This is a genomic window from Clostridium sp. (assembly GCF_050717545.1).
GTDB lineage: Bacteria > Bacillota > Clostridia > Clostridiales > Clostridiaceae > Clostridium_AD.
In genome coordinates, this window is sequence record NZ_JBOITN010000018.1 from 1 (window position 1) to 14,429 (window position 14,429).

Annotated in this window: 17 protein-coding genes and 3 pseudogenes; 14 read left to right on the forward strand and 6 right to left on the reverse strand. The window is 31.0% G+C overall.

The window, feature by feature from the left end:
- Positions 1-270 precede the first annotated feature (270 nt).
- Positions 271-2,007, forward strand: coding sequence for an alkaline phosphatase (locus tag ACREVX_RS04180; protein WP_431542913.1), 1,737 nt, complete (start codon positions 271-273; stop codon positions 2,005-2,007).
- 495 nt (positions 2,008-2,502) lie between these two features.
- Here the strand turns inward: ACREVX_RS04180 and ACREVX_RS04185 are convergent, their stop codons facing one another.
- Positions 2,503-2,664, reverse strand: a complete 162-nt coding sequence (locus ACREVX_RS04185; protein ID WP_431542914.1) for a hypothetical protein — start codon at positions 2,662-2,664, stop codon at positions 2,503-2,505.
- A gap of 104 nt (positions 2,665-2,768) precedes the next feature.
- On the reverse strand, positions 2,769-2,978 hold the full coding sequence (locus ACREVX_RS04190; RefSeq protein WP_431542915.1) for a hypothetical protein: 210 nt from the start codon (positions 2,976-2,978) through the stop codon (positions 2,769-2,771).
- A gap of 279 nt (positions 2,979-3,257) precedes the next feature.
- Between ACREVX_RS04190 and ACREVX_RS04195 the strand changes: the two genes are divergently transcribed.
- Both ACREVX_RS04195 and ppcA read left to right on the forward strand, forming a co-directional pair.
- A complete protein-coding gene (locus ACREVX_RS04195) occupies positions 3,258-3,347 on the forward strand; it encodes a hypothetical protein (protein ID WP_431542927.1) in 90 nt (29 codons plus the stop codon).
- A gap of 75 nt (positions 3,348-3,422) precedes the next feature.
- Positions 3,423-5,006 carry a phosphoenolpyruvate carboxylase gene (gene ppcA / locus ACREVX_RS04200; RefSeq protein WP_431542928.1) on the forward strand — a complete coding sequence of 528 codons (1,584 nt, stop codon included), beginning with the start codon at positions 3,423-3,425 and terminating at the stop codon, positions 5,004-5,006.
- 419 nt (positions 5,007-5,425) lie between these two features.
- Here ppcA and ACREVX_RS04205 read toward each other — a convergent pair whose 3' ends face one another.
- From ACREVX_RS04205 to ACREVX_RS04215, 3 genes are all read right to left on the reverse strand, one after another.
- Entirely contained in the window at positions 5,426-5,578 is a 153-nt protein-coding gene (locus tag ACREVX_RS04205; protein ID WP_431542916.1) for a FeoB-associated Cys-rich membrane protein, read from the reverse strand.
- Between the two features lie 11 nt (positions 5,579-5,589).
- Entirely contained in the window at positions 5,590-7,584 is a 1,995-nt protein-coding gene (gene feoB / locus ACREVX_RS04210) for a ferrous iron transport protein B (RefSeq protein ID WP_431542917.1), read from the reverse strand.
- 121 nt (positions 7,585-7,705) lie between these two features.
- The gene (locus tag ACREVX_RS04215; RefSeq protein WP_431542918.1) at positions 7,706-8,023 is read right to left on the reverse strand and encodes a FeoA family protein; all 318 of its coding nucleotides are present in this window, start codon (positions 8,021-8,023) and stop codon (positions 7,706-7,708) included.
- 339 nt (positions 8,024-8,362) lie between these two features.
- On the opposite strand from ACREVX_RS04215, the gene ACREVX_RS04220 reads away from it, so the two are divergent.
- The 3 genes and pseudogenes from ACREVX_RS04220 to ACREVX_RS04230 all read left to right on the forward strand — a co-directional run.
- Positions 8,363-8,446: a hypothetical protein gene (locus ACREVX_RS04220; protein WP_431542929.1), complete on the forward strand. Its 84-nt coding sequence runs from the start codon at positions 8,363-8,365 to the stop codon at positions 8,444-8,446.
- Positions 8,447-8,587: 141 nt separating this feature from the next.
- Positions 8,588-8,737, forward strand: a complete 150-nt coding sequence (locus ACREVX_RS04225; protein WP_431542919.1) for a hypothetical protein — start codon at positions 8,588-8,590, stop codon at positions 8,735-8,737.
- Between the two features lie 12 nt (positions 8,738-8,749).
- Positions 8,750-9,079: pseudogene (locus ACREVX_RS04230) on the forward strand (reverse transcriptase domain-containing protein); the annotation flags it as partial.
- 7 nt (positions 9,080-9,086) lie between these two features.
- Here the strand turns inward: ACREVX_RS04230 and ACREVX_RS04235 are convergent.
- Positions 9,087-9,224: a hypothetical protein gene (locus ACREVX_RS04235; protein WP_431542920.1), complete on the reverse strand. Its 138-nt coding sequence runs from the start codon at positions 9,222-9,224 to the stop codon at positions 9,087-9,089.
- A gap of 243 nt (positions 9,225-9,467) precedes the next feature.
- Here ACREVX_RS04235 and ACREVX_RS04240 point away from each other — a divergent pair.
- The 8 genes and pseudogenes from ACREVX_RS04240 to ACREVX_RS04275 form a co-directional block, all read left to right on the forward strand.
- Positions 9,468-9,836 (forward strand): annotated as a pseudogene (locus tag ACREVX_RS04240) (response regulator); the annotation flags it as partial.
- 345 nt (positions 9,837-10,181) lie between these two features.
- The gene (sigG, locus tag ACREVX_RS04245) at positions 10,182-10,955 is read left to right on the forward strand and encodes an RNA polymerase sporulation sigma factor SigG (RefSeq protein WP_431542921.1); all 774 of its coding nucleotides are present in this window, start codon (positions 10,182-10,184) and stop codon (positions 10,953-10,955) included.
- A 1,080-nt stretch (positions 10,956-12,035) separates the two neighbouring features.
- A complete protein-coding gene (locus ACREVX_RS04250; protein ID WP_431542922.1) occupies positions 12,036-12,167 on the forward strand; it encodes a hypothetical protein in 132 nt (43 codons plus the stop codon).
- Between the two features lie 298 nt (positions 12,168-12,465).
- A pseudogene (locus ACREVX_RS04255) lies at positions 12,466-12,730 on the forward strand (HD domain-containing protein); the annotation flags it as partial.
- A 335-nt stretch (positions 12,731-13,065) separates the two neighbouring features.
- Positions 13,066-13,599 (forward strand): sigma-70 family RNA polymerase sigma factor, encoded by a 534-nt coding sequence (locus ACREVX_RS04260; protein WP_431542923.1) that lies wholly within the window; start codon positions 13,066-13,068, stop codon positions 13,597-13,599.
- On the forward strand, positions 13,600-13,746 hold the full coding sequence (locus ACREVX_RS04265; protein WP_431542924.1) for a hypothetical protein: 147 nt from the start codon (positions 13,600-13,602) through the stop codon (positions 13,744-13,746).
- Between the two features lie 61 nt (positions 13,747-13,807).
- Positions 13,808-13,987, forward strand: a complete 180-nt coding sequence (locus tag ACREVX_RS04270; protein ID WP_431542925.1) for an aspartyl-phosphate phosphatase Spo0E family protein — start codon at positions 13,808-13,810, stop codon at positions 13,985-13,987.
- Positions 13,984-14,148 (forward strand): hypothetical protein, encoded by a 165-nt coding sequence (locus ACREVX_RS04275; protein WP_431542926.1) that lies wholly within the window; start codon positions 13,984-13,986, stop codon positions 14,146-14,148. Before ACREVX_RS04270 ends, ACREVX_RS04275 begins: the two co-directional genes overlap by 4 nt.
- The last annotated feature ends 281 nt before the right edge of the window (positions 14,149-14,429 follow it).

Consider the following 14,429-nt stretch of genomic DNA (forward strand, 5'->3'; position numbering starts at 1 on the left):
GGCATCTAATGTTGGTGTGACCCTAATTACACAATATAATCTTTATAGAAATTTTACATTTATTAGTCGGCTGATACGACCCTGTTGTAAAATATGGAAGTGTATACGCACAGGTTTTACTTTCTAATGAAGGTATAGAATATAACATTTTTAATATGCAATCTGCACCTGTTTAATTAGTATTTTTTATTTCTTGACAAAAAATGTTTTTAAATATATTATAAAGGCAGATAAATTGTAAAAATATTCTACTTTAGGGGGAATTAATTAATGGTAAAAGGTAAAAACAAAATTTCAGTCGTAATTTGTACCGCTATGTTAGTAGGGCAATTTTCACTAGGAGTAGGACAACCTGTCTTTAAGGCTTCTAATACTGTATTAGCAAAAGAACAGCAATCTAAAAAGGCTAAAAATGTAATTATGATGATACCAGATGGTATGAGTATTGAGATAACAACACTGGCAAGATGGCACAACGATCTAAAAATAGATGGAGTAGCAGGAAATGATTTTCTTGCATTAGACAAGATTCAAACAGGACTTGTTAGAACACATTGGGTGGATGGTCCTATAACAGATTCTGCACCAGGAGGTACAGCTTATGCTATAGGACAGAAAACTGATGATAAACATGTTGGAGTATTACCAGGTGATAAAGGCAATCGTCCTTTAGCTTCTATATTAGAAGCAGCTAAATTATCAGGAAAAGCTACAGGTATTGTTGCAACTGCTGAGTCAATGCATGCAACTCCAGCAGATTTTACAGCACATGTTGCAAACAGAGCACAATATAATTCTATAATGAAACAACAAGTTTACGGCGGATTGGATGTTATGTTTGCTGGAGGAGATAGACTTTTATCATCTGATGCAAATGTAGCTGAAGGTGAATCGGCAGTTAGAAATGATGGAGTAGATTTAAGAGAAAATCTAAAAGATATGGATTATTCGTACGTAACTACAAAGGATGAGATGGATAAATTAAAAACAAATAAGGTATGGGGTATGTTTGCAGACGCATCACTAAAATATGATTTTGATAAAGAATCAGAACCAACCCAACCTTCCTTAGAGGACATGACAAAAAAATCACTGGATATTCTTTCAAAAGATAAGAAGGGATTCTTCTTAATGGTTGAAGGCAGTAAGATTGATTGGGCTGCACATGCTAATGATCCTACTGGGGTAGTAAGTGACACTATTTCATTTGACAAAGCAGTACAAGCTGCAGTTGACTTTGCTAAGAAAGATAGAAATACTGTAGTTGTTGTTGCTGCGGATCATGGAACTGGCGGCATGACTATTGGATACGATAAAATTGGAAAAGATATAGGAAAAGATTATCCTTCAATATCTTTTGAAGATTATCTTATGAAGATAACAAAAGTAAATGAAACAACTGATAAGGTTGCAACTTTATTAAAAGGAGCAGAAGATAGTAAAATTATTGCTGATGTAAAAAAATACTATGGTTTAGAAAAATTAATCGCAAGTGAAATAGCAGCAATTAAAGAAGGCAACTTAAATAAAGTATTAAGCAAAAATTTCGGAGTTGGATGGACCACTGGTGGTCATACAGGTGGCGATGTAGCACTTTACAACTATGCACCCAAAAATATAGAGAAGTTAACTGGTGTTGTAGATAATACCGACATAAATGAATACATGGCCAGAGTAATGGGATTAAATCTTAAAAATGCAACACAAAAATTATTCCAAAATGCTGAAGAAACTTTTAAAAAGGTTGGAGCCACGGTTACATTAGATGTTTCTGATATTGATAATCCTTTTATTATTGCAAGTAAAAATGGACAAACTATGAAATTAAATGGATTCACAAATGTAGGTGAATTTAATGGTGAAAAAGTTGACTTTGAAGGAGTCACTGTATGCATTTCAGAAGATGGTAAGATTTATAATCTTAAAGATGTTTATGTTCCCAAAGATGCAGTAGAAAAGTTTGAAGCTTACGTTAAAGCTGGAAAAGTAGTGAAAATCAAAAAATAAACTCACACTAAAAATACAGACTGCATCCTATGCAGTCTGTATTTTTAGTGTGTCCGGCATGGGCGGTTACTCGTCGGTGAAAGTCCGATACGTGGGCTGATAGTGCCAACCGTTAGCTTAAGACAAGGGTGTCCTCCGTGAGGGGGAATCTGAATTATCGGAGTAATACGATTATTCAAGTAATGTTTAGATATGATTGGAACAGGAACTTTTTATAAAAATTACTCATAATCATATACTTGCATTTGAAATTACTTCATTTTTATATTTTTTCCAAGAAGGGTAGTTTTACTTATCCCGCCAAAAACGTATATTAGTGGCAAAACATATTATTAATGTGGATTTTGAGTATTTTGAAAGTTACACAATATACTTGTGTAACTTTCGGTTCCTTGATTTATCAACGCTTTACAAGAGTTTAAATTAAAATTGCAAAATGAACGTTACTTATCAATACCAATATTTAAGTTATGTAACATTCATGGTTTAAAATTATTAAATATTATTTTCAAGTATGTGTAATACTGGTACTGCTCTCATTAACATGCTAACATACCTTTTCGGGGGGATAGGCAAAAACACCCTAATTCCACCAAAAGATTCAACTTTGTAATTCTCTATCATTTCGGTCTGGCATTGATTACATGTTTTTTTCATATTCTAATTCTCCATATTATATTACTGTTGCTACACTTTAGTCTACTTTACGAATGTTCCTTAACAGAAATCTATTGCCCCGCTCTAGAACTACTTTCTCCAATTCAACTCGAAGCCCCAATTAGAAATCCCAAATCATATAAACGACCTCTGTTATTAGTTTCATAAATTCGTACATTAGGGTTAAATATGCATACTAAAAATGTAATAGGTACTATTAATCCATGCCATAAACCAGCCCAAAATCCAGCAGGCTGAGAATAGGGTAACTTATATTTTGAATTTGGACCTGCAACTGCAAGAATGTTTACCATAATATCACCCCTCTAAAAATACTCTGCTTTAAAATATTTAACTTTGTTCAACTATTGGTTCGTCACTTTTTACTAGAACTAAACCGCTATTAGCGGTGGCGGATTTTAGTTAAACTTAAATTTTGACAATAGCAAATTCGCTTAGCTCATAAAAACCCTCGGGGGACGTGAACAAATTGTAACCACAATTTGTTTTGCTAATAAAATAAAATAGGTAATCAAATGGATATAAGGAACATATATATATTAGATATATACTTAAGTAAAAGTGTAAATTAGCTGCACTTATATGGTAAGTCAGAGTCTAAACATTTAAAGAAAATTGGGCATATAACCGTATTACATAACTCTGTGGAGAATGCAGTTTAAAATTGAAAAAATCACTGAGTAGTATAAAAATAGAATTTTTAAGGAGTGGTTAAAATTAGAAGTTATCCAAGTAGTATGGCGACTCAACATCCTGACAACGCAGATAAATATATAACAATTCAACAAGAACCAGAAGAAGCATTTGAGGGATTAACTTGTCAAGAAGATGGCGGACTCGGCATTGAAGAAATTATGATAGATTTTGAAGGAAAACTTACACCATACCATCAGACATCACAGATAGCATTAGGACTAATAAATATAGGCATAATACCTGGGAAAGATGTATTCATAACACCAAGAATTCCAAATGCAAAAAAAGAATCTGTTTTTAGGCAACTAATGAGTATTATGTCACTAGTTGAGACTAATATTCTAGCATTTAAACACACTTCTGTGCAAGCAATAAATGAAACTATTGTGCCAATGATTGAGACAGGCCAAGAAATTATACAACTTCAACAAAGAATAAATTCAGTTGTAGAATTAGGAAATAAAAATTATGATATTAAATTTCCATTGAACAGTATCAAAATAATTCCTCTTATTGAGAGTGTTCCAGCATTAGTTAATGTAGACTTGATTTTAGATGAATATTATAAAAACTCTATTAGTCAAGGGTATTCAATTCAAAATTTGAGGATAATGTTTGCAAGATCAGATTCTGCCATGTCATATGGAATGATTTCATCAGTTTTAGCTGTACGTATTGCAATTAACAAATCACATCAATGGGGAGTTTTAAATAAGGTTGAAGTCGCCCCTATTTTAGGCTGTGGTGCATTACCTTTTAGAGGTCATTTTACTGAGGAAAACATAGATAACATATATGAAACTTATGCTGGTATAAAGACTTTTACAATACAATCAGGGTTAAGATATGACCATGGTGAAGAAAAAACAAAAGAAGTTGTGAATAACCTTAAATCAAATGTAGAAAAACATGAGGCAAGAAAGTTCTCTCATGAAGATATGGAATTAATTAAAGAATTTATAGGAATTTTCACTAAATATTACACTGAAACCTTCATAAAAATTGTTGATACTATTGAATTTATTGCTAAATATATCCCTAAAAACCGTGATAGATTATCAAGTACAAAGACAGGGTTAGAATATGTTAGAGAAGTTGCTAATATGATTGAAATTGCCGAATTAGTTAAAGATGAAAAGTTAAAAGAAGATCTGCTTAGCATAAACACAGACATACATTGTTCTGTACCTAGAGCAATTTCTTTTACTGCTTCATTGTATACAATAGGTGCGCCACCTGAATTTATAGGTGTTGGGAGAGGGTTAAAGGAAGTTGAAGATAAATATGGTAAAGAAGGAATCAAGAAACTTTTAGATTTTTATCCTCAGATAAAAATTGATTTACTATTCGCAGCTAAATATGTAAACCTTAAGGTATCAAAAGGAATAATGCCTGAAAACGCTCGAATAGAATATAAGGAAGATTTTATTTTAGCTAGTAAAATATTAGATATACAAAGCTATGATGAAGATGAATTCTACCATACACTTTTGAAATCAACACGTCCAATAATTTTACATTTAATAGGCAAACAAAAAGATATATTTAATGATGGAGAAGAAGAACAAAAGATCCTACATGAATGGATAGTTAAAATGGGGAAAATTAGAGGAAGTCTTGGGTAAATTATCAGTGATAGTGTTATTTACATTTTTAAATCCTTATTTAAATATTATAAACTAAATGGAAAACATAAAATTACTGAAAGCAAATGTGACAATATAATTGCTTCAATGGTTGGGATTTTAAATATAAAATATTTAAATATAAAAGAAATACTAGTAAAATATACTAATAAACAAAAGAAAATATAGCATTTGATTTAGATTTAGAAGATAAACTAGCTCGTGTACCTCAGGTCGAAGTTTTACTACTGACTTCTTTCAGATTTTGCTTCACGGTGAACACCATTGTCTTAGAATAACAGTTAGCACTATCACCCCCACCCCGGTATGGGACTTTCACCGACCAGTTTGTGCCCACAAAGCCTCTACTATCGTCTAGTAGAGGCTAAAAGGCTGTTTAGATTATATGCTATATCTTTCTATTCTTTTAGTTTCGCACTATGGCATGTGCCATTTAATGGACAAGAAGGACAACCCGAACACTTTATATTGTTTTTTTTATTCCAATAAAGCTTGTATATAGCTCCACCTAGAATTGCTAAAATAATAATGACGACTAATATATCACCCACTGTAATACCTCCTATGCTTTTAAAATAAGTTCACTATCCTTTTGAGATCCCTTTTTCATTAAATATCCAATATAAGCTACTATCGCTACAACAGCTATAAGCCCAGGTGAAAATCCGGTTCCAACAGAACCACTTTCTATAAGGGTCCCAACCTGATAGATAATAAATGCTACGACATAACCCATAGCTAATTGGAAACCAACTGCACCAAATACCCATGTCTTTGATTCCATCTCAGCATTCATTGCACCAATAGCTGCAAAACAAGGCGGGGTAAACAAGTTAAATGCTAAATAAGCTAATGCAGCTGCTGATGTAAGCCCCATTATTCCTGCCACACTTGATGCATCTGCGACAAGGGTAAGTTCTTCTGTATCTATAAAATTAGTAATGCTATATACCACCGCTAATGTTCCTACGACATTTTCTTTAGCTATAAATCCTGTAACTGCAGCAGCAGCTAATTGCCATACTCCAAATCCCAATGGAATAAGTATAAATGCAAAAGGAGCGGCAATGCTTGCAAGGATACTAGTGTTCTGAGCACTTTCAGCTACAACTTCAAATTGCCAGTTAAATGTTTGCATAATTTGTACAAGAGCATTACATACGAGTATTATAGTAGAAGCTTTTATAATAAAAGCTTTAGCTCTGTCAAACATAGAGATAGCTGCTCTTTTTACGCTAGGAATTCTGTATTCTGGTAATTCCATAATAAAGTTCGTAGTTGTTTCGTCTCCAGTAATTTTTCTTACAATCAATGCACTTATTATAATAAGGAATATTGCTAAGAAGTACATTGAAGTTCCTACCCACGCAGCATCTTTAAAGAATATCCCTGCAAAGAGTGCAATAACAGGTAATTTTGCTCCGCATGGCATAAATGGTGTTAACATAGCCGTTGTTCTTCTTTGTCTTTCATTTTTAATAGTTCTAGTAGCCATGATACCAGGAATAGCACAACCAGTTCCTATAATCATAGGTATAATTGATTTTCCAGAAAGACCTACTTTCTTAAAAAATCTATCCATAATTACTGCAACACGAGCCATATATCCACTGTCTTCTAACAGCGCTAATAAAAGGAATAATACCATGATAAGTGGTAAAAATCCTACTACAGCACCAACTCCACCTATAATACCATCGAGTAGTAAAGTAGAAAGAAGAGGCGATACGTTTCCTCCTAGTGAACCTTCTACCAATCCATAGAAAGCATCAATCCAACCTACCAATATATTTGCTAGATAAGTTCCCAAATAAGTTTGCGATATTGAAAATACTGCCCACATAATTAATGCGAATATAGGTAGTCCAAACCATTTATGAGCTAAAATTCTATCCGCAGCATCTTGCTTTGTCTGTGTGCTACTAATAGTTTTACGTTTTTCAACTTTAAGTACAATATCTTTTATTACTTCGTATCTTTTTCTGTCAGAAGCATCTACTGCAGCTTTATCTGTAATATCAACATATTTAGTGTCAAGAGGAGGGATCTGAGCCTTTCCTTTTGTAGCTACTGCTACTGATATTAAATCTTTTAATCCATTTTCTCCTCCAGCAGTTGAAACAGTTTGGACTATAGGACAATCTAGTAATTTAGAAAGCTCGTTTAAGTCTATTTCAGTTTCTCTTTTCTTTGATAAGTCACTTTTATTTAATGCAACAACTACAGGTATATCCAATTCTAACAATTGAGTTGTAAAAAACAAACTTCTACTTAAATTTGTGGCATCTATTATATTGATAATAACATCTGGATTTTCATTCTTGACAAAGTCACTTGTGATACTCTCTTCTGATGTAAATGGTGACATAGAATATGCTCCAGGTAAATCGACAACAGTTATATAAGCCTTAGATTTGTTTAACGCCTTATTAACATTTCCCTCTTTTTTTTCAATTGTAACACCTGCCCAGTTTCCAACATGTTCCATCTTACCTGTTATAGCATTAAAAAGTGTGGTTTTACCACTATTCGGATTTCCCGTCAAAGCTATTTTCATTTGATTAATCTCCTTTTCATTTTTTTAGTTTGAATTATATATAATAGAACAATCTTACTTTAATATCGACTGGGTTAAAATTCCAGTTAAAATGCTATATGATATATTTTTTTTAAAATATTTAAATAATAATACCCGATGCTAAATTTTTATCTATGCTATACCGTGCATCCTTTATAACAACAACATATTGATCTGAAAGAATTGAAATTACAGTTATAGCTTCGCCTTCATAGCAACCTAGTGTAAATAAGAAATCTCTCATTTCATCATGATTTATTTCTACGGCTTTAATTATATATTCTTCATTTATACTAGCACTAGCTAAAGTTCCTGCAATACACTGAGAAGCACCTCTGTGTCCTCTAAATCCATTTCCCTTGCATCTTCTATTGCGCTTCTGCTCTAAAAAGCCATTTTTTTTAAATATATTTTCCATAATATCCTCCTTATTTATGTATATTAGTAGTTCTTTTAGCTTGTTTTTAAATATCTAACGTCATCATAATAATACTGATAATGACTATCATTATTAGTATAGCAAACAATTATTAACATGTCAATTTACAATTTAACATTTTCTATAAGCCCTTCCATTACGAACTTTTTAAAAAAAATATACGGTTTAACCGTAAGCGTTAAATGCTACCCACATTCCTATGCACTTTAATTCATGAGATAATAACCTCAAAACAAGGAGGTTATTATTATGTCAGAACCAAAAGTTAATTTCATGTGGCAACATCGAGTGGATGACTATAAAGCTAGCGGGCAAACAATGGCTATTTGGTGTAAAGAAAATGATGTTAAGCCGCCCAGGCTGCGTGCATGGATACGCAAATTCAGTAGCAAATTCGCTTAGCTCATAAAACCCCCCGGGGGGCACGTCCAGATAAGCTGGACTATACTAACTGGTGAAAGTCCAGTAAAGGTAATCATCAAGGAGCCTTTTAGCTATCCACTATGCATGTAAGAAATTATGTGTGTAAAGTGTGGTGACAAAGTGTTCAAAAGAAAACGAATATATATACCAAAGAAAGACGGTAGTAAAAGACCACTTGGCATTCCAATAATAAAGGATAGAATAGTTCAAATGGTTACTAAGATTGTCATGGAACCAATATTTGAAGCGGACTTCAAAGAATATTCCTAAGGATTTAGAGTTAAACGAAGTGCCCATGATGCACTAGAAGTCATAAGAAAAGCGTGTAATAAAAGTGGATGGTGGGTTTTAGATGCTGATATTAAGAATTATTTTGGCAATATAAATTACGATAAACTAATGGTGGTATTAGTGAAACAAAGAATATCCAATAGAAGAATATTGAAATTAATTGAGAAATGGCTAAAATGTGGAATAATGGAAAATGGAGAATATAGCAATAGTAAAATCGGCTCGCCTCAAGGTGGGTCAATCAGTCCGTTAAGTAGATATGCCATCACACATTTTGAAAATACTGAAACTAAAGCAAATGAATGTATGTGGTTACTTTAGTAACTGACTACTGCAATAATATTAAATTTGATCTCAATATTTTTAATGTTGTTATTGTAACAATAAATAATAATAATATGATTATTGGAATACCAACTGAAAGAATTACTTTTAAAGTATGATTATCACTTTTATATTCAGACATAACATTTCCTCCTAAAATTTTAGCTTAACAATACTGTAATACAACTATTGTTATAAATTTAACATATATTTACAAATAAATCAATATAAATATTATGTTTTATTGTATATAGATTGAAAGATTCAAGGTGTTTTTATTTGTTTCAGTAATATTTTTGACTTTATTTTTAGAAAAAAGAGGTATTTACAATACTTTGTAGAATTTACATATAATGTTAAAAGATATGTAGAGGAGATTACAACTATGGATAAGACTGAAATAAACATACTAATAGTTGATAACAACAAGGATTTTTGTAATATTCTAAATGATTATATATCAATTCAAAAGGATATGGTTGTTACTGGCATTGCAAAGAATGGTGTAGAAGCACTAAACTTGGTTAAAGAAAAGAAACCTGATTTAATAGTCCTTGATCTAATTATGCCTATTCTTGATGGGTTAGGAGTTTTAGAGAGGCTAAATAAAATGAATTTAAATCTTATGCCTCGTGTGATAGTTCTATCAGCAGTTGGTCTAGATAAAATAATCCAAAGAGCACTATTACTAGGAGCAGATTATTATATTGTAAAGCCTTTTGATATGATAACATTTATGAATAAAATAAGGCAATGCATGTGTGATATAGAAAAACCACACCTTATACAACGCATGTAGTTATAATGTCCTAAAAATATTTGAGACTATACGATAATATAAAAATTCAAAAAAATAGCCACTCTCTTTAGGAGAATGGCTATTAACTATCGCTTACTTTTATGTACGCTATAATATACTGTATGCAATACACGGCTATTAAATTCCATATTAACTGTTTATTAAACCAAATGATAATAATACCTTTGCATTCACGTTGTATTAATAAAAAAGCTTTGAAAGGTTGTCTCTAGTATAATTTATAAATCATAAGGATATAATCCTTAAAGTAGTCAGCACTCTGAAGGAAATGATGACCTTATGATGTTTAATAAAGTAGAGGTAAGTGGTGTAAACACTTCAAAATTACCTAAATTAAAAGAAAAAGAAATGAAAGAATTACTATATAGAATACAGAATGGTGAGCAACAGTGTCGTGAAGAATTTATTGAAGCAAACTTAAGACTAGTTTTAAGTGTGATAAAGCGATTCAATACTCGAGGAGAAGACGTTGATGATTTATTTCAAGTAGGTTGTATTGGTTTAATGAAGTCTATTGATAATTTTGACTTAAGTTTAAATCTTAGGTTTTCAACATATGCAGTTCCTATGATTATTGGAGAAATAAGAAGATACTTAAGAGACAATAACTCTATAAGAGTTAGCAGGTCACTCCGGGATATTGCATATAGAGCGTTACAAGTTAGAGATAGAATGGTTAATGAGAATAATAAAGAGCCTTCTATAACTGAAATAGCAAAAGAACTAGAACTTCCCCGTGAGGATGTTGTGTTTGCTTTGGATGCTTTGCAAGAACCTGTATCTTTATTTCAACCGATTTACCATGATGGTGGAGATGAAGTTTATATAATGGATCAAATAAGAGATATTAAAAATTCAGATAATAGTTGGATTGAAAATATAGCAATCAAAGAAGGAATGAAAAATTTAAAAGATAGAGAAAAGTTAATCTTCAATTTGAGGTTCTTTGATGGGAAAACTCAAATGGAAGTAGCTGATGAAATAGGTATATCCCAAGCACAGGTATCCAGAGTTGAAAAAAATACATTAAAACATATGAAAAAATATACCTAGGGTCCTCTTGTACGAACTTATTTTGTGCTCTATTTTAGGAAATGATATTTAGTAAATTCGCTTCGCTCATAAAACCCCACGGGGGACGTGAACAAATTGTAACCACAATTTGTTTCGCTAAATAGGTTAAAAAAGTGTGTCATGTAATTTTATATGTTTTCTGATACGCATTATAATAAAGCTTCTTTGAAAGAGATATAAAAGCAATAATAATTGATACCCCTTTAGTAAGCACAGGGGACAACAAACTAGGCTATACCATAAACAATATGCTTATCAACTTCTTGTCTTATATAGCAGACAAGGGGCGGGGAAAAATTCAATGTAGAATTGTAGCAGTAGCAGCTGCTGAATTTACAAAACTAAAAAATAAGGAATGATCAACAGACTCAATGTGAAAGTAACTCAATTATATTCGTGTTACTTTCACTTTGCTTTTTAAAGAAGTCTAACAAATACGCTAGGCTATTTTTATTCACTTTTCATATTCTATTATAATTTTATTTTGTAAGCCTCGTAAGATTTACACCTACTTCTCTAGGCGCTTACAGTTTAACCTTATTTTATTCTCATTTTTAAAGGTATCTACCTCTAATAAATCACATGGGGAGGTTTTAAGTGCACTAGCTAGACCTTCAACACTTCCTCTTTATTATCTAAAATACAGCAAAATAAAACAAAACACAATAACACTTCAATTAAATTGTTGCAAAATATAACCTATAGCGACGCCGATTAGTTGATAAAACAGATAATAAATCAAAGTGATTTTCAAAACTATAGTAAAGAATAATCAAATAAATTGTAACTTTTTTTACCTTATAAGGCTCTAATTAGTGTTATAAGTATAAAAAATGAGTAAAATCCTTTTACACATGGATTATTAGAATTCTTATAAATACTTGTAACTTCATATTAAAGCATGATAATAAAGTAATCTATATTGAAGATTACAAAGAAATCAATAATACAAATGAAAGCTTAGACACAGAATTTAAAATAGCTAGCAATATAGACCTGTATACTGCTATTGATAAATTAAGTGAGGGGTTTAAAAAATTAGGTAAGGAGTGTATATAGATGGCGGCTAAAATGGAAAATGGATTTGAACAGATAATTATTTCAGATAAACTTGATAAAATTGTTGAAAATGTTATAAAAAGAGCAAAATTAGATAAAAAAACATATACAATTAAACCGGATATTTTATAGCGGAGGGTAATCATTATTCTAAAAGATTCCGATGACTTATTGGGGAATATGATTTCATTTTCCATTTTGAGCTTGTGTAGAGTAGTATATGAATTATTTGTAGATGGCGGCTTAAATTTTTATCTGACTGTTCCAAGGGCCTTGAGTCCTATCTTGTTGTATTTTTTTGTGAAAGCACCATAAACGACACTTTTACAGAGCGCAATTCATTTTAGCATTAAACTATAATTTGACAAAAGAACATATGTTTGGTATTATAATTTATAGAACTATTTTAATCAATAGGGGGTTAACATTAATGAATATAGATACAACAACACATAAAAAAATTATTGAAATTGTTAAAAGCAAATTAACTTGTTCAGCCCATAATTTAGACCATATATTTAGAGTTTATAATCTCTGCTTAGCACTTTTAAAACACGCTAGAATAGAAGAGAGTGAAGATAAAACATTGCATTATATCGCATAGATTTAGAAATGGAAATGAACCTAAAACAATAGAAGTAAAAATACTTTTTGATTCATATAAACTGGATGTTATTGGGGCAAGTGCCATTGCGATGGCTCACATAGATCAAATATTTTTTTTATTCTTAAGATTGATGATAAACAGGTATTAAAATTTTAAATACATTTTTCAACATGCTTATAGCCGTTTTCTGTTCCATTACTACCTGTACCCCGTATCTACCTCTAATAAATCACATGGAGAGGTTTTAAGTGCTCTAGCTAGATGTTCCATACTTCATTTTTATTACCTAAAATACAGTAAAATAAAACAAAACACAACAATTTTTTCAATAAATGTTGTAAAATAAAACAAATGTAATTGTAACTATTTTTACCTTATAAGGCTCTAATTAGTGTTATAAGTATAAGAAAGGAGGGCATGAAAATGGACCCAATTATAATAGTAAAAAAGACTCAAGAGCAAGATGATGAAGCTTTTATCAAATCAATAGATACATGTAAAGAAAAGCTGTATAGGATTGCTTTTGCGTATTTAAAAAACGAGCAAAATTCTTTAGATGCTGTAAGTCAAACCATATATAAGGCTTACATGAATATGAATGAACTTAAAACACCAAAATTCTTTAACACATGGATTATTAGAATTCTTATAAATACTTGTAACTGCATATTAAAGTATGATGATAAAGTAATCTATATTGAAGATTACAAAGAAATCGGTAATACAAAAGATGAAAGCTTAGACACAGAATTTAAAATAGCTAGCAATATAGACCTATATAATTCAATTGATAAATTAAGTGAAGGGTTTAAAAGTATTGTTATATTGAAATATCTTGAAGATATGACTATTAGTCAAGTATCAGAAGTTCTTGATTTACCCGAGGGAACTGTAAAGGTTTATTTGAGAAGAGCTTTAGCAATATTGAAAATAGAATTAGGTGAGGTGTGTATGTAAATGCTTATCAAAGAGGAGAATGGCTTTGAAAAGATAATTATTTCAGATAACCTTGATAAAGTTATTGAGAATACTATAAAAAGAGCAAAGTTAGATAAAAAATATAAGATTAAGTTTAATTTAAATGAGTGCTATATGAACTGTTAAGATCCCTAATCACCTTGGATAAAATGACATAAACAAATAATAGTATTACCAAGGAGGATTTATGAATGATGAAATAGGATTATTTAGAGAAAAATTAGAAAATTTAATACAAATTACTGAAAATCTTACTGATTATAAAGTAATTTACTTAAGTCAAGAGTTGGACAAGCTGATTAACAATTATTATTTACAAAATGCACGAGATGGTGTATCTATATCAATGGAACAAAAACTTAAATGAAAAATAGCAAACAGAAATTGTCCACTTCGCTACCAATTTTTGTAATGGGGTTGCATCAGCCACCTAGTATATGGAATGCACAGGTTTTACTTTCTATTAATATAAATATTCCATATAAAAAGTTGCTCAGTTTTAAACGATCAAAGGGGCATTCAACATAATATATAATTATCTTGAATGCCCTTTTGTGCTTTAGTAAGTAGTTAATGAATTTAGAGAATTAGATATATTTATTTACAAGCAAATAGTTCAGTAGTAACAAGTGTTACTATGAGATAAGGTTAGCTTTATACATCTTTGCATATAAATTATAGTTAAAACTTTTTTATACTTGACGTTGAATACATTTTAGCCTGATTTTTTTTATAGCCTAAAAATAAAGACATTATGAAACCAATTGCAATGATTATAACTGCAGCTCTCATGGAATAACGGAAGCCAC